This window comes from Pseudonocardia pini (genome assembly GCF_013870575.1).
Classification (GTDB): domain Bacteria; phylum Actinomycetota; class Actinomycetes; order Mycobacteriales; family Pseudonocardiaceae; genus Pseudonocardia; species Pseudonocardia pini.
In genome coordinates this window covers 37,383-63,341 of record NZ_JACBXB010000002.1, presented here as the reverse complement: position 1 = coordinate 63,341, position 25,959 = coordinate 37,383, and the positions used below count along the sequence as shown (strand labels likewise).

The window sequence follows — 25,959 nt, the reverse complement described above, 5'->3', positions numbered from 1 at the left end:
GCGGGCACCTCGCCCGAGAACGCCCACGGCGTGCCCGGCAGCACGACCGGTCCGAGCACGGGGTGAGCCACTGTCACAGGCGGGGCCGTCGCGGCCACGATGTCGCTGGTCAGCCACTCCTCGCGGGGGAGCACCGGGGCGCACGGCACGCCCGCCTCGGTGAGGACGGCCAGCCACTCGTCCCGGGGTCGCTCGGCGAACGTGCGCTCCAGCTCCGCGCCGACGACCCGCCCGATGTCCGGGCGCATGGTGTTCAGGAACTCGCCGTCCACGCCGGGCAGGACCATCACGTCCATCCGGTCCAGCGCGGTGAGCGCGGGCAGGAAGAACTCCACGGTGAGGGTGGACAGGTGCAGGTACCGGTCGTCGGCACAGCGGTAGGTGCGGAAGCTCGGCCTGCTGCCGAGCGTGCCGTCCGGGGTGACCATGTCCTCCGCGTCGATGCCCTGCACCACGAGGCTGGCCAGGCAGGCCGCCGAGGCGTGCAGGCCCGTCGCCTCCAGCGCGCGGCCGCCGTGCCCGCGACGGACACCGAGGATCCCCGCCACCGCGAGCACGGCGCCGAGCGCGCCGTGGATGGAGGACACCATCGGCACCGCGGACGCGACCGGCGTGCCCGGGGCGTGGGACGGGTGGAAGGTCGCGAACCCGCCGAGTGCCGTGACCAGCAGCGGGTCCGGCGCGAGGTCGCGCCACCGACCGAAGGCGCCGTAGGCGGGCAGGGCGACGTGGACGAGTCCGGGACACCGGGCCACGAGCTCGGCACCGTCCACTGCGGACGGACCGTCGTCGAGGACCACGTCCGCGGCCCGGACGAGCCGCTCGAGCTCGCGGTCGTCCGCCGGGGTGGTGCGCCGCTTCCCGCGGTCCCACACCAGCTCCTCCGGCACGGGGCCGCCGCCGCGTCCGACGCGGACGACGTCAGCGCCCAGATCGGCCAGCAGCATCCCCGCCACCCGGCCGGGCTGCCCCAGCGACCGTTCCAGGACGCGGATCCCCTCCAGGGGCTTCGTCGACACCGGCGCTCCTCACGTCACAGAACAGAAGCCTGAGTCAGGAGAATGCAGTTCTGTCCTGGCCGAACCGTACACTCGGGCCCATGACGAGTCCACGGGCCGAGGAGTCCCTCGTGACCGCCGCCGTGCGGCGTCGCGCGGGGGACCGCTACGCCGCGGCGGAGGACGAGGTCCGTCGGCTGCTCGACGTCGGGCTGGAGCTCATGCGCGCGGACCCGGCGGGCTCGCCCCGGATCTCCGAGATCGTCCGGCTCGCGAAGGTCTCGAACGACGCGTTCTACCGCGCGTTCCGCAGCAAGGACGACCTCATGGCCGCCATCGCGGACGACGGGTCGCGCCGGCTGCTCGGCTACATCGGCCACCAGCGGGACAAGCACTCCGACCCCGCGGACCAGGTACGGGCCTGCGTCCGGGCCGTGTTCGCGCAGGCCGCCGACCCGGAGGTCGCCGCCACCACCCGCGCGGTGCTGCGGCACGCGAGTCGGGACCCGTCCGCGGGCAGCGTGGCGATCCGCCGCCGGATCGCCGAGCTGCTGGTCGAGCCGCTGCGAGAACTGGGCAGCACCGACCCGGATCGAGACGCCCTGACGGGCTCCTGCGCGACGTTCGCCGTCATGGAGCAGTTCCTCTGGGCGGAGGACCGGCCGACGGAGGACGACGTCGAGCACCTCGTCGGCTGGGTCCTACCCCGAGCCGACGGCTGACGGCTCACACCCCACGAAGGCCGACGAGGGCCGCACTCTTCACAGGTGGATGGGGAGCCCCGGTGAGATTCGGACTCCACACTGGACGGATCTCGCGAACGGGAGGCGTTCGCGCGCTCCCCGGCGTCAGAACCGACCTCGTGATCAGTACTCGGAGGTGACGTCTCTCGCCCCGCCCGGGACTACCGAGACGAGGTCGAAGTCAGCGATGTCTCGGTACGGCACGAGCTCGCGCCCCGCGCCGAAGCTGCGGGGCATCTGCAGCTTGATGTTCCGACCGGGCTTGCGCTTCTTGGCGAACCTGTGGCGGAGGATCCGCTCGGCGTGGGTGATGTCGAGGTGGCTGGCCTCCACGACCTGAAGAACCTCACAGTCGGGGTTCGCGAGGTGCTGGCGCACCCGGGCGTCCGTACCGTGGCCGAGCTTGACCCAGTTCTTCCAGGCGACGAGGTAGAGCCGCTGCGGAGCATCCGCCCGCGACTCCCAGGATCGTGATGTCGGGTCGGCGCGCAGATCACCGAGGACGCGCTTCTTCCAGGGCGCGAGATAGGCGGCGCGTTCCTGCATGCGGAGCACCCGCTCTCGGGCGTTGCGCGGGCGCGTGGGCTTGGGCAGCGCAGCCGCGAATCGCAGCAGCGCCTCGACATGCCGGGCGACGCCCGCGGCCGTCTCGGGCCCTCGGTAGGCGGCCGGGCGCACATACTCGCCGGAGGCGTGATCCTCCACGACGACCAGGCCCTCAGCCACGGCGACGATGTTGTCGATCAGTCGTACGAGGGCGCCCTCCTCGTCGCCGAGCTCGTCCTCGGGTGCCTCCAGTACGTCGTCGACGGCCGCCGCGAGCGACCGGAGGACGAGATCTGTCAGGAAGGTCAACGAGTCGGTGTCTACCGACTTCGCCGTCGCTGTGGTCTCAGTGATCGTCATCGTGCCTCTCCGCCCCCGTCTCGACGCTGGACCTTTCGCCGATCCGCGCGCGGGCGTTACGCGTATCGACGTACGACTGTTCGGCCTACTCAATCCTGCTGAAAGGGCTTGTCCGCCCGTAATCGGCGAGCGCACACCCAGCGATGGGGCAAGTGACAACGGTCGTCGTCGGGTGGGGGAGAAGGAATGGGCGGGTTGCAGTCCGGAGGAGGCACCAGCGCGGTGGCCGCGTCGGCTCACGCCGGGTGCGAGCGCTTCAGGATGACGGATCCGTTCATCACGTCCAAGACCCGCCGAGCGACCGCGAGGCACCTGGGCTTCCCCGACGACAGCGCGGGGATCCCCGAGGCTCGCTGGATGCGGGCGATGACCTTCGAGTCACTCGTCCACGGCGAGCGCTTCGTCTCCGAGCTGCTGACGCGCACGGTCGGGCAGCTCGACCTGCCGCGCCCGGACTCGGTCCGCCGCCGCGACTGCCACGGCAAGGTCGGCTCCACGGCCGCGGAGCTCGCAGGGGCACACCAGAGCGCGTCGACCGGGCAGGCCACGATGCTGACTCGGCTCGCCGTGCCCTACCTCCACCTCGAGCACCAGACCGACGCCACGGCGGTGCAACCGGACTTCGCCATCGTCTGCCCGCGCGAAGGCGGGGGATCGTGGCTGATCATGGGAGACGCGAAGGACTACGAGCGCATCCGCTCCCGCATCGACGACAAGCGAATGTTGAAGGGCTTCCTGCAGGTGGCCCTGGGTGCCGAGTCCGCCGCGGCCTGGTCCCGGCTGCCCGCAGGCATGCTCGTCCACCGCTCGGGTGCGCTCGCCGTGCCTCGTAACGCCTTCCTGCAGCCTGAACCCGTAGTCGAGCTACTCGACGACCACCGAGCAGAGGTCCGTGCCCGCGCCGAGGAGCGGCTGGAGATGCGCGCCAAGCTGGGCGACGATCGGCCGACCGAGGCCGAGCTCGCTGACTTCGTCGCCCACCGCACCGCGGTCTTCGACCCTCGCACCTGTGTCACGTGCAGCCTGTTCAGCTACTGCCGTGCCGAGCTCCGGGCGTCCGAGGAGCCGACGGCGCTGTTCACCGAGATCGGCGTGGACCGGCACCTGCACGCCACGCTGCTGGGCGATCAGACGCAAGCACCCAAGAGCGTGGTCGAGCAGGTCACCGCCACCGTCACCGGGCTCCCGCAGTGGCGGGGACGCCTGCGCACCGACCCGGCCGGACAGCCCGGCACGATCGACGTCGTCGTGGCGAAGTCGGACTCGGCGGCTCTCGGGGTACACGGCGTAGCCGTGCGGGCGAACCCGGGCCGCTGGATCCGGCAGGTATTCGAGGACCCGCAGTCGCCGCTCACCCGACGGGCGGTGATGCGGCTGATCGGCGAGGCGATCCGCGGCCACCACGAGGTGGGCCGGGTCTCCGTGCATCTCGTTGTGCCTGACCGGCCGACCGCCGATCTCCTGGCCACGGCCGCGGACTCGCTCGCCGGCGTCGAGCTGAGTCGGCTCCGCTGGGAGCGCGACCTCGAGCAGGGACGACCCGCTCTCACGTTCGACGGCGCGGACGCCACCATCCCGGAGCCGCTCCACGAGGACGAGCGACTCGCGGTCAGCTTCTTGCTCGAAGAGGATCGTGCTCGCGCCATGAGCTTGCGGACGCCGATCGTCGACCTGCGCTCGGTCTTGGCCGCCCATGTGACTGCCGGGGGTCCGGCCATGGACTCGGGACGTCTCGACTACCTCGTCACCTGGGCGGAGGCCACGAAGCCGATCAACCACCGCGAGGTCTCCGACCGCATCGCGGGACAGGAGGAGACTCCCGGCGCGCGCCTGTCGAACGTCGTCTCGGACGCGCTCCACGGCGCACGTCGCGAACACGATGGCGACGCCTACGAGTCGTTCGTGGCCGACGCCCTCGACTACCGGATCGACGTCGTCGAGCGCGCGCTCGCCGTGCTCGACACCGTGCCGTCCTCCCGGCTGCGCGAGGTCTACAGCGCGCTGGAAGCAGACGCCCAGGAGGTGTGGGGGCGCCGGCTGGCCCTTGAGGCGTCCGACCTCGTGCGCTTCTCGCGGACCTACACCAGCTGGCGCAACTCCCACGTCGAGATGCTCGACGCGGACCGAAAGTGCGCGACCCAGCTCGCCTGCCTGGGCGACTACGGGTTCGCCCACGACAAGGCCGCCGACGCCGGCGTGCGCGAGCTCGCCCTCGCCGTCGTCACCGGGGTCGAGCCCCTCCGGCTGCAGGTGCGGTCTCGTCGGCTCAAGGCGGGCAAGAAGGTCGTCGCCCTGCACGTGGACGGCGTGAGCCAGGTCGAGCTCGAGTCCACGACGCTGAAGGTCCAGAAGGGCTCGTTCAAGTTCGGCCAGATGTCGACCGGGCTGCTCGGCGAGACCGCCGACACCGAGCTTGAGTGGCAGCCCGTCGTCGAGCCGACGCTGGCGGTGGGAGACGAGCTCGTCCTCGCCGACGTCGAGTGGTTCGGCAAGCCCTTCAAGAACGGGCACGAGATCGCGGTGGCCCGTCCGAGCCAGGACCAACAGGCTGCGCCGAAGCCCACCTGCGGGCCGGACTCCTATGCCTCGGACGCGGGGGAGCACTACTGGTGCTGCCGCCCGCACGCCGCCGCCGAGGCGGAGTGGTCCGACACCCTCGCGGCGCGCCGGGCGCGCGGCGAGCTGAACCCCGACACCTGGCCCCCGCTCGTCGACGAGGAGCGGTTCGACGTCGGCCAGGACGCCGCGGCGACCGCCGCCGTGCCACCCTCCGTCGCCCCCGACGGCCTCACCCTCGACGACCTGGACTGATCCGTGACCATCAGCTTCACTCCTGCAGCCGGACACCTGGGCGACGCCTCGCACCACGCCGAGGCGGCTCGGGGCAACCACATCGCCTCGGAGCGGGCAATCGCCGCGTTGCAACAGGCCCTCTCGGGCACCGCCGACCACGACAAGATCCTGCTGCGCGCGGCGGCGGGCGCGGGCAAGTCCTACGCGCTGGTCCGGATGGTCGCGACCGCCCTCGAACACGCACAATGCCGTCGAGTAGCGGTCACGGCCTTCGCCAACAAACAGATCTTTCCGCTCGCCGGGGCACTCGGCACGGAGCTGGGCGCGCCGCAGGTCTGCCTCTTCGTCAGCGCCGAACGTCTCGACGAGATCCCCGACCACGTGCTGTCCGCCGTCACGGTGGCGACCAAGCTCGACGAGATCCCGGGCACGACGACCGTCGTCCTCGGGACCTCGCACAAGCTCGGCTCGATGGCCTATCGGAACAAGTGGTTCCAACTCGGAGCGTCGGCGAACGGCAAGGCCCCTTTCGACGTCCTGTTCGTCGACGAGGCCTGGCAGCTCCCGCTCCACCGGTACGTCACCGTGGAGAAGCTGGCGCCGCTGTCGGTGGGCGTCGGCGATGTCGGGCAGCTCCCGCCGATCGATCCGTCGGAGAACCCGTGGCGCGGCGACCCCGGCTACAACCCGTACCGGGCCTGGCCGACGGCGTACGAGGACAAGCCGAAGACCTTTGCTGTGGACCTGCCCGCTGTGTGGCGCCCGACGGCCGCACAGCTCCCACTCTGGCGGGCCTTCTACAGCGACTGGGACCACCTCGACTGCGTCGCGGCTCCGGGCGACCGCCGCCTCGACCTGCCGGCGCTCGACGGCCCCGCCCGGACGGTCTGGGAGGCAGTGGCAACCGGTGCGCCGACCCTCGTCGAGATCGACGGGCTCGCCGAGGCCGAGGCGGCGGACATCGACCAGCCCCTGCTGGACGAGCTGGAGCGGCTCCTCGAGCCCCTCCTCGCAGGCGGCTTCTCTGCCGTCTCCACCCGCTACGACGGCACCGGCCAGCCGACCGATGAGAAGATCGTCGACTCGGCAGCACCGGGCGACGACCCGTTGATCGTCATTCTCGCGACCCGCAACCAGGCGGTGGACGACGCCGCCGAGATGGTCGAGCGCCTCACCACCCGCCTTGACCTGCCCGAAGGCGTCATCCGCGCCTCGACGGTCGACTCATGGCAGGGCCAGACCAACGCCATCACGGTCGCGATCCATCCCCTCTCCGGCGCCGACAAGCTCGACGACTTCAACTCCGCCTTCGGCCGCCTCGCCGTGACCTGCACGCGAGCCACCCACGGCTTGCTAATGGTCGCCCGCAACGGCCTGGACCAGCTCCTCGACGACGCCGCCGCTCAGCCGGGAACGCCGCTGGGGGAGCCGGGCACGCGCTCACTTCCCAGGCAGACCCACCAGCGGATCCTGAACACCTTCAGCCGAGCGAAGCTCCAGCTTGCGGGCTGTGAGCTGGGCGGTTGAGCACGAGGACTTGGCCGAGGGGGTCAGGCGCCCGCGACGGGCAGGTCCAACTGGAGCGAGCTCGTCTCCAGCTGACGCTCGAGAGCCTGTCGGATGAGGCCTACGACGTAGGGCAGGTCATCGGCGTTCGTGAGCATGACCTCAACGTCCCCATTGCCCCAACGGCCCACGTTGGTGACGTCCTTCGATAATCCGCGCGGGTCGCGGATCTCGGGGAACGGCATGTTCAAGGCGAGCCGAAGCCGACTGGCCTGCGGCACGATATCGGCGAAGTTGGTTTCCGCCTTGAACGCAATGTATAGCTTCTTGATCTCCTGGGTCACGGTCGGGTCGAGGTCGAGCAACTGCGGCCGGAGGAGATCGAAGAGCGCTCGCGCGGGGCGACCGACAGCGAGCTGAGGATGATCGGCGAGGGTGTACACGGAGTTGCTCGCTGCCTGGAAGCCGCGGCGTGACACCGATACTCCGGGCGGGAGGGGCGGACGTTGCCAGATCGCGACAGCCTTCTCCGCCAAGTCCTGGGCGCGAGCGTCGATGGCAGCCTCGTCCCAGACGTCGACAGCGCCGAGGCCCTTGTTCAACCGGAGCGGGCTCTCACTGAAGCCTCCGGGCATGTCTCGCTTGGCGGGGAACGGGTGGTCGCTGTATTCGCTGTTGTAACCGGTCAGCGTCAGGTTGCCGAGAGTGTGCAGCTTCCTGGCGTGGATCTCTCCCCAGTCCGGACCCAACGCTGCTTGCCACTCGGCGGACAGGTTGGGGTTCTGGGGCATGATGTGCTCGATCGTGTATGCCTCGACGAACACCTTCTCCTTGCGTCCGTCGGTCTCCATTCGACGGAGCCAGTAGCTCCGCCGAGGCTGGTTGTAGAGGTCTCGGCTGGCGAGCTCGCGCTTGAACTCGTCGTCGGACGGGAATCGTCGGTACGACGGCAGCGTGAGAAGGCCTACCTGCAGGTCCTGCAAGTAGCTTTCGTGGTTCAGCGATCGGCCGATCGTGGCGAAGGTCTTGTTCATCGAGTTCGTCGGGATCGCGCAGACGGCTCGACGGAAGACGTAGGACTCGATGAAGCGAATAGCGTTGAGGAAGTCTGCTTTCGTCAATGTCTTCGTGTCATACGCGTGGTAGAGCTCGAGCAGGATCGGGTAGGCCACCTCGACCTTCAGCTCACGTAGATCGTGGAACGCCTCTCCAAGGTCGGGGTCCTTCTCCAGACCGAGCGCCATCGCGCAATAGTGGCCTGCGAACTGGTGTACCTCCGCAACCAGTGCGTCGACTCCGGCCTCGGCGATCGTTCCCTGACGCGAGTACGACTTGAACGCCTCGTAGACGGCCTTGACATTCGGGATGTCGCCGGTCTTCACCGTCAGGTAGTGCCGCATGAACGCATCGAAGTAGGTGCCGTAGCCCTCCTGACCGAAGCCGCGTTCCATCGGCCGCCAGTGCTGCTCGTACAGCGTCGTCTGATGCTTCGGCTCCAGGCCCATCAGGACGAAGTTGCGGATGAGATCGGCCTGGCTCAACTCGCGACCGGTCGAGTTCATGCTCTCGAAGATCAGCTGCGGGTTGTCCTGGTCGCGGTTCAGAGCGACGTCGACGACGACGAGTTTGCTCAACCCGCGGCAGAGCGACTCCAAGTCGCCCTTCCGATCGGCAACAAGCCGGTCGAAGAGGGCGAAGTTCTCCGCGATGCGCAACGAATGCTCTTCGGGAAGCGACTGCTGCTGCACCAGAGCCTTGAGGCTCTCCCGATCGGTTCGGGTCAGGAGGAGCTTGTACGCCTTCTCTCCGTCCTCCTCCGGGTTGAGCAGGTAGTAGTTGCGAATCTTCCTCGCCGAAAAACCGTCCACGGGCTCCCCGTCGAGGTGCCGGCAAAGGGCCTCCAGCAAGAGTGAGACCGTCGTCAGACGCTGCTGCCCGTCGATCACGAGGAGCGGAGACTGGCTGGAGACCTGGTAGAGCCCCTCCTCGACGTAGACCACCGATCCGACGAAATGCGCCTTGATCTCGTCGTCGCTTCCCGCGCGCAGGAGGTCCGTCCACAGCTCGAGGCACTCCTTGTCCGTCCAGCTGTAGGTGCGCTGGTAGATCGGGATGACGAACTGTGGGGACTTCTTCAGAAACTGAAGGAGGGATGCTTCCGTGGCCTTCATGCGCTGCGAGACCTCAAATCCTCGGTGAGCAGGTGGACATCGGTGTGCCAGGTCCTGAGTTCGGCGCCGGTGGGGGCGAGCTCGTAGGCGTGGTGGTGGGCCGCTCGGCTGAGGGCGTACCAGAGCTCCGTGGCGCGCGAGCCGAGGTCGGAGTCGACCGTGCGGGTCAGGGTGAGGAGCTGCGCTCGTCTGGACACCTCGGCGACCTCCGGCCGATGGGTGGCCCAGAAGTCGTCGAGACCGTGCTCGAGGGCCAGGCGGATGAGCCACGTGCAAGCGCGCGGCCAGGCACCGTCCTCGACCAGATCCGGCGCGTGGAGGATCCGGTCGGCGACGTCGAGGCGGTGGATTGCGGAGTGGCTCATTTCTGCAGCCACTCGGCGAGCTTCTTCACGTCCTTCACGAAGGGGTGGAGGTCACCGACCAGGCCCTTGTGAGCGCCCTGTTTGCACATCTGGAAGGCATCGACCGCGCCCGGCCCGAGCCCTGACCTGATGCGGCCGAGCAGGTCGCTGCCGCGCTTCGGATCGTTGAAGACGGCGAGCGTCGCCTTCTTGTTCGTCGTCTCGGCCTTCTTGAGCACGAGTTCGACGTCGGCATGCGTGTGGCCTGCAGCGAGACGAACCGAGCGGATCTTGGAATGGCACGCGGCCTCGACGGCGCTGCGGCAGCAGGAGGCGACCAGCTCGCTGCGGATGTCCGACGGGAGCTCCTTCGTGGAGGCCATCGCCTTGGCGTCCTCGAGGTAGCGGGCGATCGGATCATCGCTGCGTCGCATCTCGACCGCCGATTGCTCGCCGCGTACGACCTCCCAGATCGTGGCGGGCAGCTCAAGGCGGCGCACGGCGTCGGCGAGGCGGTCGTCGTGGGTGAAGACCACGACCTGTCGGGTGAGCGCGACCTCGGCGAGGACGCGGGCCAGCCCGTCGACCTTTGCCGGGTCCATGGCCTGCACGGGGTCGTCGATGACGATGAAGCGGAAGGGGCTCTGGTCGACCGTCGCGCGGGGGAGGAACAACGCGAGACCGAGCGCGTGAAGCTCCCCCTGGCTCATCACACCGAGCGCCGCACCCCCGTCTACCCCGTCGATGCTGACGTCCACCGCCACCCGGCGTTGATTGTGCGCGCCGGTCAGTCGCACCGCCCCCAGCCCGACGTTGCTCTGCTGGCGCAGTGCCTGCCACACATGCTGGGACTGTTCGGCGAAAGGAGCGAGGCGCTGGCTCCGCAACTCGGTCGCGGTGTCGGCGAGCCATTTCTCGGCTCTGGCCAGTGTGGCATTCGCGTCGGCTTCGGCGGCGACCTCCGCGGCCGCATCGTGGTAGGCGCCGAGCCTGCGAACGACCGGCGCCCAGACCTCGTCCCGTCGAGCCAGCTCGGCCTCGGACTCGGTGCGCGCCTCCACCAGGGCGGCCGCGACGACGGGGTGGGCCGTCTCCAACCCCTGTGCGAGTGCCGCAGGTCCCTCTGCTCGACCGGCCTGCACCCAGTCCTGCCAGGTCTCGCGCGCTCGTCCAGTGAGGACAGCGGGGAGGCTCCGCACCAGCGAGCGCCCGGCAGCGATGGCGGCCTCGAGCTCGGAGGTTGCCCCGCGCACCTCGGCGGCCGAGCGTTCGAGCTGGTCGGCACGGGTGGCGGCGGAGGCCCGCCAGGCGTCGTCGAGGGTGCCTTGTTCACAGAGGGGACAGGTCGTGGATCCGTAGTCGGTATGAACGTGCAGCGCCTCGCGCAGGAGCCGGGCGACGAGGTCGGCGCGGCTGCTTTCGGCGGAGGCGACCGCGGTGTGCGCGTCGACGGCGGCGCGGATCCGCTCGGCCGCAGCTCGCACGTCCTCAGCAGCCGGCAGCCTCAGGTCCAGGACCGCGCGCAGGCCTGCGGCACTGCCACCGGGATCCTCGGCGGCACTGAGGAGTCCGGCGATCCGTCCCAAGTCCGGCGACGTCGACTTCAGCAGAGCGAGCGCCTCGACGATGCGCGGGTCGTCCGCGCTCGCCAGGTCGGTCCGGATGGCCCTGCGTTCGGCGTTCGCGTCCCGGGCGCGGTCGGCGAGCGGCTTGCGTGCCGCTTTGAGCCGCGTCTGTGTCGCGGTGAGGGCTCCGAGTCCGAGGAGATCGTGCACCGCATCGTGGAGTTCCGTCGGCCTGCCGTCGATCAGGGCGCCGAGCTCGCTGTAGGAGAGGAAGGGGCGGTAGGTCTGCATCGACGCACCCCATGCGGACCCGTCGAAGTCCTGAACCTTGGCCTTCGGCTCCTGCCGGGTCCAGCGGCCGCCCTCGAGCTTGTCCTCCGGGGCCCAACGGCGCTGCACCTTCGTGGTGCCGTTCGTGCCGGCGACGGTGAGGTCGACGGCGACCGACGCGTCGTCGCCGGAATGGAGATTGCGCCAGCCGTCACGCCACACGGCCGTCCTGCCGGACCACCGCTCGTTCCTGCCGGTCATCACGAGCTCGGCTGCTTCCGCGAAGCTCGACTTCCCGGAACCGTTGCGGCCGGTGACCAGGGTCAGTCCAGGCCCTGGCGCCAGCTGCAGAGTTGCGGGCCTGCCGATACCTCGGAACCCCTCGACGCGGACCGCGGCCAGGTAGACGTCGGGGTGTTCGACCTCGGTCTCGCCGGGAGGCTCAGCGGTGGGTGCTCCACGACCGGCGAGAGCGTCGGCGAGTGCGCCGTCGCCGGACCACGCGGCGAGGACCAGTCCAGACGTCGCGTCGTCGACGCCGTCGTCCGCAAGCAGGCGCTCGATGAGCAGCTCGTAGAGACCCAGCTCTGCCTTGTCCATACATCCCCCCGGATGGTCGTGCTTCGAGAACGCTAGCGGTGATCGGTCACCCAACGCTCATGGGGGCTCACGATCGGGTGATGGCGGCGGGTGTCGCGGTGTTTCGTCACACCAGGCTGTCCGCGAGGCTGGAAGCCAGGCGAACCGCGGCGGCGGTTCGGCCGGTGGGCTCCGCCTGGGCGTTCACGACCGTCGTCTCGTGGCGTCCGGACGCGTACTGCTCGCCGGTCCACGTGACCCGGCGCGTACCGCGGAGCTCCGTGATGTTGCCGGTGCCGTGGGTGTCGAGGAGCCGGTGCAGCTCCCGGGCGTCGTTCTCATCGGCCATGTCGACCACCGCGACGGCGACGACGACGGTGATCCCGGCCTCTGTGATCTCGAACAGCGCCCGTCCGAGTCCCTCGCAGGGATTCGCTCGGAGGTAGTCCTGCACCTGGCCGTAGGACTGCCTCGCGCAGTCCTGGTCGAAGGCCTCGTCGAGTCGCCGGATCGCTCGGCCCTGCTTCTCCAGCCTGGTGACGACCTTGGCGAAGCTCCGGTCCTTGGCCTTCACTGAGGTGGAGCTGGCGGGCCGAGCCGCCGTCGACACTCCACCCGTCGTCCCGAAATAGGCCATGCCCAGCCCGATCGAGATGGCAACGGTGAACGTGACGCCGCGTTTGCGCCACGTCCCGTCGTCGTTTCGCGGCTGATCCGGCTTACCCATGCCGCACCGAATCGAGAAGGCTGAGGAAGGCGTCCTCGGTGACGACCGGGACGCCCAGGTCGCGAGCCTTCTGCGCCTTGCCGGACAACGAGTCGGGATCCGCGGCCACGACGACGGTCGTCTGCCGGCTCACACAGCTCGTCATCCTGAGCCCGACGGCGACGGCGTCCGCTGTGATCTCCCGTCGGCCCCGGCGCATCGTTCCCGTCAGGACCACGGTGTCTCCGGGCTCGAGGTAGAGGCCGCCGACGGAGACCACCGGTGCGGTCGTCGACTCGTCCAGCGCCGTCCGCAGCGCAACGTCCACCGCGTCCTCGTCGAGATCGAGCAAGCCTGCGACTGAGACCAGGTCCGCGTGCTCTTCGGGTGTCACGACACCGTCGTCCCACGCCGCCTGGGCGAGTGCGGTCAGGTAGCTGTGGTGCACCTCGACGACCTCGGCCTTGTGCAGGCCCAAGTCGTGGGCGAGGTCGAGCAGCCCGTCCGCCTCGGTGTCGGAGAGGTGCCGGTCGAGCAGAGCGCGGTCCAGCATGGCCAGGTAGGCGTCGGTCTCGGGACGCTCGGCCCGTGGGATCCGGTCGACGAGACGGGCGAGGAAGTGCGGTCGCGTAGTCCCGGACGGTGTCCGATGAACGGCACGCGCTCGGTGGCCACTCAGGGGCGGCCAGCCCCACGCCGCGGTGCGGAGCTGCTCCTCGCTGAGGCGGACGACATGCGGTGCGGCGGCGAGCAGGAACCGCAGCAGGTCAGCGGCCGCGGCCGCGTCTGCCGCCGCGGTGTGCCAGTCGCGCTCGGGCAGCCCCGCTGCCGCGCAGCACTCGACCAGCGAGCGACGCGTCCACGGGATCGCCGCTCCGGTGGCGCGCATGGTGCACAGCCCGGCCTCTCGGCGCAACGGGACCTCGTGCCCGAGCCGCTGGTACTCGGCGCGCAGGTGCATGGCGTCGAAGGCCCAGTTGTGTGCGACGACGACCCGCCCCGACAGCCGCGCCGCGATCTCGCCCGCGACCTCCGCGAAGACCGGCGCCCGCCGGACGTCGGCGGCCCGGATCCCGTGGATCCACTGCGGCCCGAGGTCCCGTCCGGGATTGATGAGCGTGTCCCACGAGTCCGTGACCACGCCCGACGGGTCGAGGTGCACGATCGCGATCTCGGCGATGCGGTGGCGGAAGCCGGGCTGGATCCCGGTCGTCTCGACGTCGACGACCGCGTAGCCGGGGGCGCTCACAGCGGCAGCCGGGTGCGGTCGGCCGTCAGAGCCGCGTCCCGCCAGCGCGTCGGCAGCGGCTCCGGCGGCCCCAAGGCGGTGTGGACGTAGCTGCGCCGGTTCTTGACCTGCTCGGTCTCCTCCCACACCTCGGCGATCCACCTGAGCACTCCCACGACGGCGAGGGCGTCGGACACCGCAGGCGATCCGCTGGGCACCCCCAGCCTGGCCAGGCGGCGGAGTTCCGCGATCGAGCCGGCGGACCCGTCGAGTTCACGACGCCAGTCGACGTCGGTGACCTTCCGACCGGACTCCCGCACTGCTGCGATGGTGTGTTCCACGCCGGCGCGGCGCTCCAGCACGTCGCCGAACGCGCCGGCGACGTCGAAGGTCTGCCCGCGCCACCAACCGTCGTCGAGCTTGGCGCAGGTGGTGAGCTCGCTCAGCACCATGTCCGCTCCGGACACGTCCGACCGCGCGATCGCCCGCCGCTCGATGCAGCTCGCCAGCCGCCGCGCCGTGTCCGGCTCGGCCCGCAGCTCCTCGAGCGGGGTGATCCACGCACCGGTGGGTCGCCCGTCCAGGCTCACCTGCCAGACGGCGAGGGTGTCGGAGTCCACGGTGAGCACCGCGTATCCGGTGGCCCAGGTGGGGACTTCGATAGGCACGGACAACTCGTCCAGCGTCGGCATGAGAACCTCCTGCAGGTCACATCGATGTCATTTCGTCCGGTGTCAGCCGGAGCGCGGAAGATCGTCAGTTCTGAGGAGCGGCCGACGCCCCGAACCCACCCCTCCGGCGTTCGGGGCGCCGACCAGCCGGTCGAGCGGCGTCAGCCGGCTCGACGAGACCGGGGGAGCGGGATCGCCTGAGCGAAGAACCGTCGCGACAACACGGTCACCAATGCAGTGCCTCGCACGAGCAGGCAGACGTCGGGCCGGTCCGGGCTGTAGCCGTAAACCACGTCGGGATGCAGCACGATCTCGGTCCAGGACCGCGGCCGGTGCTGCCAGTCGGCGGTGCTGACCAGGTGCCGGAGACGGCGGACCGCGATCCGCTGCTGCACCCCCTCCACCCGCTCGCGGTACCGCTGCACCGCGTGCGAGGTGAGGACCACCGATTCCGCGTCGAGGTGGATCTCCGGTGTGGCGATCGCGAGAGCGAGGATCGCGGCCCGCTGACCAGAAGCGACGGTGCTCGAAGAAGCGTCGTCCGACCGTCCGATGACCTCGACGGGGAGAACGACGTGCTCGGCGGAACTCGACATCTCAGATCCTCTCGGTACGCGGGAGCCGTCCTTGGGGGATCGAACCGACCGATGGAGCCGTCGCCCCGGGGCTTCGGGTGGCGGGCGCGGCGATGGAGCCGCCAAGGCTTTGCGGCCTCGAGAAGCGTTGCGGGCCGCAGCCTCGCCGGGCCCAATGCGCCAGAGCGGTAGCCCGGCAGGCACGAGCGTACACAGATGTGAGCGCCCGAGCAATGTTCACAAAGTTGCGCGATTCTGTGAACGTGAGCTACGTTGGGGTGGTGAGCCTAGAGGAGCGTGACCTCGTCACGGCGGCAGCCGTGGCCCGGCGCGCCGGGGTCGGTCGAGCCGCGGTCGCCAACTGGCGCAAGCGCTACCCGGACTTTCCGCAGCCGGTCAGCGACGCGGGGAGCGGTACGCTCTACTCCTGGCAGCAGGTGGAGAAATGGCTCGTCGGCACGGGGAAGGCCGACCAACTGGCGGCATCGGGCCGCACAAGCACCGGGACTCAGCTCCTCCGAGACGCCGGCCCAGGCATCGACCGAGATCTGTCCGACCTCACGGCCCCTGAGGTGCTCGCGCGAGTGATGGCTTCCGTTCTTCCCCCGCTCGACGACGCTGACGATTCAGCGGAGCACAGCCCCGTCGTCCTCGATCCCGCATGTGTCGACAGGCTGCTGCTCGGCGCCGTCGCTGAGCGCTTCGGTGCGCAGGCTCGGCTGGCGGGTCAGGTGTCCGACTCTCACAGCGAGTCGCTGGTCAACGGGGCCGTCGGCGGTGTGGATCTGCGGGTGGGTCGATTCCTCGAGGAGGATCGCTTCACAGACGTAGCGGGCCAGGCGCGAGCAGTGGTCTGCACTCCGCCCCAGCAGAAGACGTGGCCTGCCACCAAGCTGGCCGCCGATCCGCGGTGGCGCTTCGGTCTGCCCGATCCGCTCGATCCCGATCTTGCCTGGGTACAGGCCTGCCTCGCCTTTCTCAGCCCGCGCGGTGTGGCGGTGGTCGCGGTGTCGCCGGTGGCGGCGGTCCGTCCCTCGGGCAGGCACGTCCGCGACATGCTCGTCCGGGCCGGCGTGCTGAGCGCGGTGATCGCACTCCCCGCCGGCCTGACCCGGTCCGGCGAAGGTGCGACTCAGCTATGGGTCCTGGAGCATCGAGAACCGGGCCGCGGCGTCGCGATGATCGAGCTGAGCGGTCTCGGCGACATCCGGGACGTGCCTCTGGAGTACCCCGTCTGGCAGCGGCTGCTCGATGGCCGCGATCCGCTGGTCTCCCAGCTCGTGCCGACGATCGAGCTGCTCGACGGCGAGACTCCGCTCCTCCCGTCCCGCTACGTTCGCAGGCCCGTCGAGCCGGACCCGGCCGAGCTCGCCGCCGCAACCGAGCGGCTCCGTGCGCTGTACGGCGATGTCGGGCGGGCGTTGCCCCAGCCACTCGGTCGGACGGGCTCACCTCTCGCCGACGTGGTGACGGTCGCCGAGCTCGAACGGTCGCGTGCACTCACCCTCCTGCCGCGCGACGCGGAACCGCGCGCAGGCGACATTCTGTTTCGGACGATGAACAGGGAGCCGGTCGTCGCCACCGGGACACCGGATGACGACCGCGGCGTCGCTCAGGTGCTCGGGCTCGACCCCGACCGGCTCGATGCCTACTTCTTCGCCCTGTTCGTACGAGTCGATGCGCTTGCCGCTCCCGTCGGAAACACCTTGAGTGCCTTGACCCGCGATGACGTCAAGCGATGTCGGGTGCCTCGGCTGCCGATCGCTGAGCAGCGCAGGTACGGCGAGGCATACCGGCACCTCCTGGAACTCGGCCGCGTCGCGACTCAGCTCGCGACCGTCACCAAGGCGGTTGTCGCCCAGACCAGCTACGGGCTCACTACGGGTGCCCTCGATCCCAGCGCCGTCACGCGGCGCGAGACCATGACTACCGAGACAGCCAAGAACGAGAAGAGAACGACGTGACCTCGTCCACGCAGCCCATCGGCTCCGGGCCCACCCACACGCGCATGGCCGCCGAGATCTGGGCCGTCGCCGACCTGCTCCGCGGCGACTACAAGCGGCACGAGTACGGCGGTGTCATCCTGCCGTTCACGCTGATGCGCCGGCTTGACGCGGTCATGGCGCCGACTCGCGACGCCGTGCGCAAGCGGGATACCGAGCTGCCGGAGATGAACAACAAGACGATCATCTTGGAGAAGGTGGCTGGGCGGCGCTTCTACAACACCTCGGCTCAGGACTTCCGCACGATCGTCGCGGACCCGAGCAACGTCGCGAAGAACCTTCGTGACTACGTGAACGGGTTCCACCCTGCGGTCCGCGAGATCCTGGCGCGCTTCTCGCTCGACGAGCAGATCTCCCGGCTCGCAAGCTCCAAGCTGCTGTACCAGGTCGTCGGGAAGTTCGCGGCGATGAAGGACCTCGAGCACTTGTCGAACCATGACATGGGCTACGTCTTCGAGCACCTCATCCGGAAGTTCGCGGAGGACTCGAACGAGACGGCCGGTGAGCATTTCACCCCGCGGGAAGTCATCCGGCTGATGGTCAGCCTGTTGATCGGGCCGGACGATGAGCACGTCAAGGGTCCCGGCCAAGTCATCAACATCCTCGACCCGGCGTGCGGGACGGGTGGCATGCTCACCGCGGCGGACGAGTACATCAAGAGCATCAATCCCGACGCGCACACCTACCTGTACGGCCAGGAGGTCAACGGCGAGTCCTGGGCTATCTGCCAGGCCGACATGCTGATGAGCGGCAACCCCGGCAAGGTCGAGTTCGCGAACACTTTCTCTGAGCCCGCCCACGGGGACGTGAAGTTCGACTACATGCTTGCCAACCCGCCCTTCGGTGTGGAGTGGAAGAAGGTCAAGGACGACATCGAGTCCGAGGCCGAGCTGGGTCACGCGGGCCGGTTCGGCGCAGGCCTGCCGCGAATCAACGACGGCTCGTTCCTCTTCCTGCAGCACATGATTTCCAAGATGGAGTCCGCGGATGGCAAGGGCTCGCGGTTGGCGATCGTCTTCAACGGCTCGCCACTCTTCACCGGCGCCGCAGGCTCGGGGGAGTCGCGAATCCGGCAGTGGATCCTGGAGAACGACCTGCTCGAAGGCATCGTAGCCCTGCCGGACCAGCTGTTCTACAACACCGGCATCTCCACGTACTTCTGGATCCTGTCGAACCGCAAGGACGACTCGCGGCGCAAGAAGGTCATACTGCTCGACGCCCGAGACCAGTGGGAGAAGATGCGCAAGTCTCTGGGGGACAAGCGCAAGGAGATCAGCGAGGCCCAGATCGGCCACATCACGCAGGTCTACGCTCGCGCGCTGGAGATCGCCGACAATCCGGACGACCCGGACCACGCCCGCGTGAGGGTCTTCGGCACCCGAGACTTCGGCTATCACCGCATCACCGTCGAGCGCCCTCTCAAGCAGCGCTTCGAGATCACCGAGGACACCCTGCTCGCCCTCCAGCACGCAAAGCCCCTGGTGAAATGGGCCGACCGCGACGGCTTCGTGGAGGCCCTGCGCCCGCTGCTCGGCAAGGTGTGGTGGACCAAGGCCGCCGCGGGCGACGACCTGCGCGCTGCCTCGAAGGGCGCCGAGGTCCCGTGGCCGACGACTGCGGGGATCGTCAAGGCGCTGTGGGGCGCGGTCGCGGTGTCGGACCCCGAGGGCGAGGTGCAGACGGCAAAGGGCGAGGTCCTCCCCGACCCGGACTTGCGCGACTACGAGAACGTGCCGCTCGACGAGGACATCAAGGAGTACTTCCAGCGCGAGGTCATCCCGCACGTCCCGGACGCCTGGATCGACAACGAGAAAACGAAGGTTGGCTACGAGATCCCCTTCACCCGCCACTTCTACGTCTACACCCCGCCTCGACCGCTGGCTGAGATCGACGCTGAGCTGCGGGATCTGGAAAAGCAGGTCCAGGCTCTCCTGGGTGTGGTGACCGGGTGAGTGGCATTCTCGGAGTTGCGCCACCCGAAGGGTGGAGATGGATCCCTCTCAAGTATGTGACGACGTTCCTGAATCGGGGTGTCGCGCCGAACTACATCGACGAAGGCGCGGTCCGAGTCATCGGGCAGGCGGCGAATCAGGATAGCGGTCTGGACTGGTCGCGAACCCGCTTTCATAGTCCTGATGGCAAAGGTGTCGATCTCCAAGGGCTCCTAATAGACGGTGATAGTCTAATCAATTCAACGGGTACGGGAACCTTGGGAAGGGTTGGATACTTCGAGAAGGGGCCTGATAGTCGACCGTGTGTGGCGGATGGTCATGTCACGATCTCCCGCTCGAACCAGGCGGTGTTGGATTCACGCTTCCAGTACTACTGGCTCGCTTCGTCCGCGTTCAACGAATATGCGCTCTCATCGCTTGTGGTCGGAGCTACGAACCAGATCGAGCTCAACCGGGACCGACTGGCATCCGCCTTAATTCTTCTGCCGTCGCTCGTAGAGCAACGCCGTGTCGCAGCTTTCCTGGATGTTGAGACGCGGCGAGTCGACTCACTGCTGGATCTTCGTAGTAGACAATTGAAGGCTGGTGCGGCGCGGCGCCGCCGAGCGGTCGAAGGTCTTTATGAGAAGCAGCGCTCGGTCACGCGCATTAAGTATCTACTGCGCTCGAAGCCGCGGTATGGCGTACTTGTCCCGCAGTTTGTGGACGAAGGCGTCCCCTTGATCCGAATCGGCGACCTCGCAAGTCTCAGTGGGAGAGTTTCAGAACTCCGTCGTATCCCTGAAGCGCTGTCCCAGCAGTATCCTCGTACGGTGATACAGGTCGACGATGTACTCGTTAGCGTCGTGGGCACATTGGGTAGGTCGATTGTCGCATCTGCAGAACTCATTGGCGCAAATGTGAATCGTCCACTTGCGATTCTTCGTGTGGCGAAAGATGTGGCTCCAGCCCTCTTAAGTGCGTGGATGTCGACCGGGATGTTTGCGGATCAGGCCGCGATGGCTACTGCTAGTGACAGTGCTCAACCTACCTTAGGGATGGAAGACTTGGGCAACTTCACCATTGCATGGCCACGAAGCGTGGATGAGCAGAGTGCTGCGGTACGGGAGTTGCAAGAAATCGATGAAGAATTTGCGACGCTGAGCGCTGCGTTGGAGCGGCAGCAGCTTCTGCTTGCTGAGCGTCGGCGCGCTCTGATCACCGCCGCCGTAACCGGTCAGATCGACGTCAGTACAGCGAGGGGTGTGGAGGCATGAGCCGGGCGCACAGCGAGGAGGCGTTCGAGGGTGCTGCCGAGGGGGAATTGCTCGCCCGTGGTTGGGCTCCGTCTTCCGGCCAGTACCGCCCCGACCGCGGCCTCGACTCGTCCGACTTGCTTGTCTTTATCGGCCGCACCCAGCAGGCCAAGTGGGACAAGCTGATCGAGCTGTACGGCGGGGACCAGAACAGCGCCCAGCAGCAGTTCACCAAGCGGCTCGCGGCGGAGATCGACGAGCGGGGTGTGCTGGATGTGCTGCGGCAGGGGGTGAAGGACCGGGGGGTGGCATTTGACCTCGCCTACTTCCGCCCAGGCCACACGCTCGCCGCGGACGCGCTCCACGACTACAGCCAGAACTTCCTGACCGTCGCCCGGCAGGTGCGGTTCAGCGCACGCACCGGCGAGTCGATTGACATGGTGTTGCTGGTCAATGGGCTGCCCGTCGCGACGATCGAGCTGAAGAACCCCAACACGGGGCAGGGGACGGACGAGGCGATCGCGCAGTACCGTCGCCGCGACCCGAACGAGCTGATCTTCGCGAAGCGGGCTGTGGTCCACTTCGCCGTGGACCCCGACCGGGCCTACGTGGCGACCCGTCTGGAACGCGCGGACACCCGTTTCCTCCCGTTCAACGTCGGCACCGCCGGGCCCGGCAAGAGCGGGGCCGCGGGAAACCCGGCGGCGAAGCCGGGGGAGTACGCCGTCTCGTATCTGTGGGAGCAGATCTGGCAGCGGGACAATTGGCTGGAGATCCTGCAGCGCTTCGTCCACGTCGAGGCGCCGAAGAAGCGCGGTGTGAAAACGAACCCGCATACCGCGAACCGGATCTTCCCGCGCTTCCACCAGTGGCACGCCGTGCAGCAGATGGTCAAGGACGCGCAGCACAACGGCGCCGGCCAGAGCTACCTGATCCAGCACTCCGCGGGCTCCGGGAAGTCCAACACCATCGCCTGGCTGGCTCATCGGCTGTCGAACCTGTTCGACAAGGCCAACGAGCCCGTCTTCCACAAGACCGTGGTCATCACCGACCGCACGGCGCTCGACCAGCAGCTCCAGCGCACGATCTACCAGTTCGACCACGAGCCTGGCGTCGTCAAGAAGATTGACGAGGATGCGACGCAGCTGGCGGCGGCGTTGGACGACTCGACCTCGAAGATCATCGTCAGCACGTTGCAGAAGTACCCGTTCATCCTCGACAAGATCGCGAAGATGGGTCTTCAGGGGCGGCGCTACGCGGTCATCATCGACGAGGCCCACACGTCCCAGGGCGGGGACGCCGCGAACCGGCTCAAGGAGGCGTTGGGCGCTAACGCCGTTCGCAAGCCCGAGGAGGAGGACGACGCGACCTACCGGACGCGGGTGCGGGGCAAGCAGCCCAACCTGTCGTACTTCGCGTTCACCGCCACCCCGAAGTCCGGGACACTCAAGCTGTTCGGTCGCACGAACCCCGAGCTTGTCGGCCCTGACGGCGACAGCGAGGGGATGTACGAGCCCTTTCACGTCTACTCGATGCGGCAGGCGATCGACGAGGGCTACATCCTCGACGTCCTGGCGAACTACCTGACGTACGAGTCCAAGTGGCGGCTGCGCAACGCGGCCGTCGAGCAGAACGCGACGATCAACGATCCCGAGGTCGACGAGAGCAAGGCCAAGGCTGCGTTCGTCAAGTACGCGATGCAGCACCCCACGTCGGTGGCGCAGAAGGCCAAGCTGATCATCGAGGACTTCGAGGACAACCACGCGGGGCGGCTCGGCGGCCGGGCGAAGGCGATGGTGGTGACCCGCGGCCGTCAGGACGCCCTGGACCTCTATCAGGCGATCCTGGCCCACCTCGCCGATACGGGGAAGAAGCTCGGTGTGCTCGTCGCCTACTCGGGCAGTCTGACCGAGCAAGGCGTCGAGCGAACCGAGGCCCAGCTCAATGGCTTCTCGGAGCGCCAGCTCCCGGACCGGTTCGCCTACACGAAGGCGGACGACCCGCAGGCCGTCGCCCGCGACCAGGACGAGTACCGGCTGCTCGTCGCCGCGGACAAATACCAGACCGGCTTCGACCAGCCGCTGCTCTGCGGGATGTACGTGGACAAGGCGCTCACCGGCGTGGCCGCGGTGCAGACGCTGTCCCGGCTCAACCGCACCCATCCGCTCAAGTCCCAGGACGACGTCCGGATCCTCGACTTCGTCAACGACGCTGAGTCCATTCGTGAGTCCTTTAAGGACTGGTTCGAGACGACGCTGACCCCGCCGTCGGACCCCAACGTCCTCTACGCCAGACAGCGGGAGGTCATGGACTACGAGATCGTCGTGACGTCCGAGATGGAGACGCTCGTCGACATCCTCGGCGAGGCAGGGCCGGGGCGGCTGAGCGCATCGGCGGATAAGAAGCTCCATGCGCGGCTGCACGGGGTGCTCCAGCCGGCCCTGGACCGCTTCGCCGAGCTCGACGACGACGAGCGGGAGGGCTTCCGCGGCGCGCTCGAGTCCTACGTCCGCGCCTACAGCCTGCTCGCCCAGATCGTCGACTGGGGAGATCGCGACCTCGAACGCCTCTACCAGTTCGGTAAGCTCTTGCTGGTCCGCCTGCCCGGGCGCCCCCCGGTGAAGGTCGACATCGGGGACGCTGACCTCACGCACTTCCGGCTCCAGTTCACCGGGCAGCACGACGTGTCGCTGTCCGACGTGGGGGATCGGACCGTCCGTGGCCACGCGGCGGATGGCGGCGGGCGGCGCGAGCCCGAGTTGGTGCCGATGTCCCAGGTCATCTCCGAGCTCAACGACCGCTTCGGGCTCGGCCTGGGCACCGAAGACGCCGTCCTGGTGTATCAGCAGGTCATCAGCCTCGTCGAAAACGCGGAAATGCAGCAGATCGCGCTGATGAACGACGAGGCCCGGTTCGGCCAGGTCGCCGACGACAAGCTCGACGAGATCATCATCGACAACGCAACAGGCAACGCCGAGTTCGTGAAGCACTACTTCGACAACGGTGACTTCCGGGGCATGATCAAGGAAGCGGCGCGCAAGCGCGCCTACCAGATCATCAACAACCCGATCCGGGACGAGGCGCTGGCGGCCCTGCGGGAGCAGATGCGGCGGGAGACAGGGGGCTGATGACCGAGCCGGGGGGAGAGCTGGTCGTCTATCGGAGCGACGACGGGCAGAGCCTGGTGCAGCTGCGGGCGGTCGGGGGGACCGTGTGGCTGACGCAGGCTCAGCTGGCGGAGCTGTACGCGACATCTGTGCAGAACATTCAGCAGATCGTCAGCCGCGTTCTCGACGACGGCGAAGTGACCCAGGCAACTATCAACTCTGCGTTGATAGTTCGCCAGGAGGGCAGCCGTCAGGTCAGGCGCGAGGTGAAGGTCTACAGCCTCGACATGATCCTCGCCGTCGGGTACCGGGTTACCACGCCCCGAGCGGTGCAGTTTCGGCAGTGGGCCACGACTGTTCTGCGCGAGTACCTGGTCAAGGGCTTCGCCATCGACGACCGGAGGCTCAAGGACCCGGGTGGCACGGACTACTTCGACGAGCTGCTGGAACGCATCCGGGACATCCGGGCGTCCGAGCGGCGGTTCTACCTCAAGGTCAGAGACATCTTCGCCGCGACGAGCGCCGACTATGACAAGGACGCCGAGGCCGCTCGGACCTTCTTCAAGACGATCCAGAACAAGCTGCTCTATGCGGTGACGGGTCACACCGCTGCTGAGCTGATCGTCATGCGGTGTGATCCGGCGGTAATGAACCTGGGGCTCACCTCGTGGGCCGGGCGGCGAGTCCAGAAGAAGGACATCGACACGGCGAAGAACTACCTCCTGCAGGGGGAGATGTCCGAGCTCAACCTCCTCACCACTCGCTTCCTGGACTTCGCCGAAGACCGGGCCCGTCGCCGTCTCACCACCGTGATGGCCGACTGGATGGTGCAGACGGACAGGTTCCTGACCTTCGACGAGCGGGAGGTCCTCACGGGAGCGGGTTCCGTCTCCGCAGCCAGCATGCGCGAGACCACAGGTGAGCGCTACGAGGTGTTCGACGGCCGTCGCCGCGAAGAGGAAGCGGAGCGTGCGGCGATCGAGGAGTGGGACGACCTGCAGGAGCTGACCGCCATCGAGCGCCCGGACGAGGGGGATCATGTCGGCTGATCCGGGGCGCCTGCTCGGAGATCTCTATCGCGTCGACGGCCTACTCGGCCGCGGTGGGATGAGCGAGGTGTACCAGGGCTACGACGAGAGGCTCGGCAGACCCGTCGCCATCAAGATGCTCCGCCAGCCGTCGATCGGGTCGGGCGTCAGCAGCACCGAACTGCTCGAGCTTCAGGAGGCGCAGGCGAGCAATCGGCAACGGTTCCTGCGTGAGGTCCGCATGGCGGCGCAGCTCGAGCACCCGGGCACACCCGCCGTCTACGACACCGGGCTCACCGACGACGGCCGCATCTGGCTGGTCATGCAGCTCCTCCGTGGCTCCACCTTGGAGTCCGTGCTCGATCGCACCACCTACGACGTGGACGCCAGGCCGACCATCGCCTGGGCGACGGCGATCGCGGCCCAGATCGCGGCGGTGCTCACCGACCTGCACCGCGTCGACGTCGTCCACCGGGACATCAAGCCAGCCAACGTGATGATCGTCGAGAACGGCCTGGTCAAGGTGCTGGACTTCGGCATCGCCATTCTGCGTGGAGCCAGCGCGCTGCCCCGCCTCACCCAGGTCGACCGGACCGTCGGGACGCCCGTTTACATGTCGCCCGAGCAGCACCTGGGTCGCGTCGTCACCGCGGCGTCGGACGTGTACTCGCTGGGGTGCCTCCTCTACGAACTGCTCGTCGGGGACCCGCCGTACCTCGACTCGTCGGGCACGCCGGTGCGGGCCCACCACCTGCAGTCTCCGGTCCCCTCTGCCGCGAAGGCCCGGGACGACCTCCCCGAGGACCTGGACGGCCTCCTCAGCCGGATGCTCGACAAGGAGGCGGAGGCGCGCCCGACCGCGGAGCAGGTCTACGCGGGACTGGCTCCTCTGGTCGGGGGAGTGAGTGCGGGCGGCGATGACGTGCAGGACCCGACGCGGCCGTTCCGCGTCCCGCTCCTCGCACCCCGTCCGAGGCCGGCGGAACCGGGCCACGGAGACCCCCTCACTGACGAAGAGTTCGTGCGGATCCAGAACGGTGCGGCCGCGCTGATGGCGGATGACCAGCAGAACCTCGCGGTCGAGACCCTCGAGGACGGGCTGACGAGAGCAGCCGCCGAGCCGTACTTCACGCTGGAGCTCGGTTTCCAGCTCGGAATGATCCAGTTCCTACGCGGCGAGTATCGCGCGGCGGCGGCGCACTTGACGATGGCCGAGGAGACCTACCGCGCGAGGTTGGGCGACGACCACCCTCGTACGGTGCAGTGCGCCTTCTACGCAGGTCACGCCTACGCCGAGCTCGGTGAACCGCTGAAGGCGCTGGCGCAGCTGCGCTTCTACCTCCAGCACGTCGACTCGACGGAGCCCGACAACGCGGAGCCCCTTCTCGAAAGCCGGTTCGTCATCGCGCAGATGCTCGCCTCCGACAGCCGGCCCGAGGAGGCGCGAGCGGAGCTCGAGGGACTCCGATCGGAGTTCCGACACCATTACGGGTCCGGGTCGACGCACGTCAAGAACCTGGAGCGGCAGATCGAGAAGTTCGCGGAGGGGTAGGCGCGAGGTGCGCGCCACGTTGCACAA

The 25,959-nt window shown here is 68.3% G+C and carries 18 protein-coding genes; 9 read left to right on the top strand and 9 right to left on the bottom strand.

From position 1 onward, the window contains the following. Nucleotides 1–1,019: CoA transferase (locus tag H5J29_RS00540; protein ID WP_181778867.1), on the bottom strand; the 1,019-nt coding region annotated here is incomplete at its 3' end. An 80-nt stretch (nt 1,020–1,099) separates the two neighbouring features. Between H5J29_RS00540 and H5J29_RS00535 the strand changes: the two genes are divergently transcribed. Then, nucleotides 1,100–1,720 (top strand): TetR/AcrR family transcriptional regulator, encoded by a 621-nt coding sequence (locus tag H5J29_RS00535; protein ID WP_181778866.1) that lies wholly within the window; start codon nt 1,100–1,102, stop codon nt 1,718–1,720. Between the two features lie 144 nt (nt 1,721–1,864). On the opposite strand, the gene H5J29_RS00530 is transcribed toward H5J29_RS00535, so the two are convergent. Continuing rightward, nucleotides 1,865–2,647, bottom strand: a complete 783-nt coding sequence (locus H5J29_RS00530; protein ID WP_181778865.1) for a hypothetical protein — start codon at nt 2,645–2,647, stop codon at nt 1,865–1,867. Nucleotides 2,648–2,908: 261 nt separating this feature from the next. On the opposite strand from H5J29_RS00530, the gene H5J29_RS00525 reads away from it, so the two are divergent. Next, nucleotides 2,909–5,458, top strand: a complete 2,550-nt coding sequence (locus tag H5J29_RS00525) for a hypothetical protein (RefSeq protein WP_220186837.1) — start codon at nt 2,909–2,911, stop codon at nt 5,456–5,458. A 3-nt stretch (nt 5,459–5,461) separates the two neighbouring features. Next, nucleotides 5,462–6,967 carry an AAA family ATPase gene (locus H5J29_RS00520; RefSeq protein WP_181778863.1) on the top strand — a complete coding sequence of 502 codons (1,506 nt, stop codon included), beginning with the start codon at nt 5,462–5,464 and terminating at the stop codon, nt 6,965–6,967. Nucleotides 6,968–6,990: 23 nt separating this feature from the next. Here the strand turns inward: H5J29_RS00520 and H5J29_RS00515 are convergent, their stop codons facing one another. The 7 genes from H5J29_RS00515 to H5J29_RS00485 form a co-directional block, all read right to left on the bottom strand. Next, nucleotides 6,991–9,117, bottom strand: coding sequence for a DUF262 and DUF1524 domain-containing protein (locus H5J29_RS00515; protein WP_181778862.1), 2,127 nt, complete (start codon nt 9,115–9,117; stop codon nt 6,991–6,993). Continuing rightward, nucleotides 9,114–9,482, bottom strand: a complete 369-nt coding sequence (locus tag H5J29_RS00510; protein ID WP_181778861.1) for a hypothetical protein — start codon at nt 9,480–9,482, stop codon at nt 9,114–9,116. Before H5J29_RS00510 ends, H5J29_RS00515 begins: the two co-directional genes overlap by 4 nt. After that, nucleotides 9,479–11,950 (bottom strand): AAA family ATPase, encoded by a 2,472-nt coding sequence (locus H5J29_RS00505; RefSeq protein ID WP_181778860.1) that lies wholly within the window; start codon nt 11,948–11,950, stop codon nt 9,479–9,481. The genes H5J29_RS00510 and H5J29_RS00505 overlap by 4 nt, the downstream gene beginning before the upstream one ends. Nucleotides 11,951–12,002: 52 nt before the next feature. Further along, complete coding sequence (locus H5J29_RS00500) at nt 12,003–12,449, bottom strand: hypothetical protein (RefSeq protein ID WP_181778859.1); 447 nt, start codon at nt 12,447–12,449, stop codon at nt 12,003–12,005. Between the two features lie 145 nt (nt 12,450–12,594). Beyond that, nucleotides 12,595–13,830: an exonuclease domain-containing protein gene (locus tag H5J29_RS00495; RefSeq protein WP_181778858.1), complete on the bottom strand. Its 1,236-nt coding sequence runs from the start codon at nt 13,828–13,830 to the stop codon at nt 12,595–12,597. Beyond that, nucleotides 13,827–14,477, bottom strand: a complete 651-nt coding sequence (locus H5J29_RS00490; protein WP_181778857.1) for a DUF6218 family protein — start codon at nt 14,475–14,477, stop codon at nt 13,827–13,829. The genes H5J29_RS00495 and H5J29_RS00490 overlap by 4 nt, the downstream gene beginning before the upstream one ends. A 164-nt stretch (nt 14,478–14,641) precedes the next feature. Beyond that, nucleotides 14,642–15,076, bottom strand: coding sequence for a hypothetical protein (locus tag H5J29_RS00485; RefSeq protein WP_181778856.1), 435 nt, complete (start codon nt 15,074–15,076; stop codon nt 14,642–14,644). Between the two features lie 212 nt (nt 15,077–15,288). Between H5J29_RS00485 and H5J29_RS00480 the strand changes: the two genes are divergently transcribed. From H5J29_RS00480 to H5J29_RS00455, 6 genes are read left to right on the top strand one after another with little or no spacing between them, the layout of a single operon-like run. Continuing rightward, nucleotides 15,289–17,019, top strand: coding sequence for an N-6 DNA methylase (locus tag H5J29_RS00480; RefSeq protein WP_181778855.1), 1,731 nt, complete (start codon nt 15,289–15,291; stop codon nt 17,017–17,019). Between the two features lie 44 nt (nt 17,020–17,063). Next, nucleotides 17,064–19,010: a type I restriction-modification system subunit M gene (locus H5J29_RS00475; protein ID WP_181778854.1), complete on the top strand. Its 1,947-nt coding sequence runs from the start codon at nt 17,064–17,066 to the stop codon at nt 19,008–19,010. Between the two features lie 56 nt (nt 19,011–19,066). After that, nucleotides 19,067–20,266, top strand: a complete 1,200-nt coding sequence (locus H5J29_RS00470) for a restriction endonuclease subunit S (RefSeq protein ID WP_181778853.1) — start codon at nt 19,067–19,069, stop codon at nt 20,264–20,266. Then, nucleotides 20,263–23,373 carry a type I restriction endonuclease subunit R gene (locus tag H5J29_RS00465; protein WP_181778852.1) on the top strand — a complete coding sequence of 1,037 codons (3,111 nt, stop codon included), beginning with the start codon at nt 20,263–20,265 and terminating at the stop codon, nt 23,371–23,373. The genes H5J29_RS00470 and H5J29_RS00465 overlap by 4 nt, the downstream gene beginning before the upstream one ends. Then, a complete protein-coding gene (locus tag H5J29_RS00460) occupies nt 23,373–24,401 on the top strand; it encodes a virulence RhuM family protein (RefSeq protein ID WP_181778851.1) in 1,029 nt (342 codons plus the stop codon). Before H5J29_RS00465 ends, H5J29_RS00460 begins: the two co-directional genes overlap by 1 nt. Further along, complete coding sequence (locus tag H5J29_RS00455) at nt 24,391–25,932, top strand: protein kinase domain-containing protein (RefSeq protein ID WP_181778850.1); 1,542 nt, start codon at nt 24,391–24,393, stop codon at nt 25,930–25,932. The genes H5J29_RS00460 and H5J29_RS00455 overlap by 11 nt, the downstream gene beginning before the upstream one ends. The last annotated feature ends 27 nt before the right edge of the window (nt 25,933–25,959 follow it).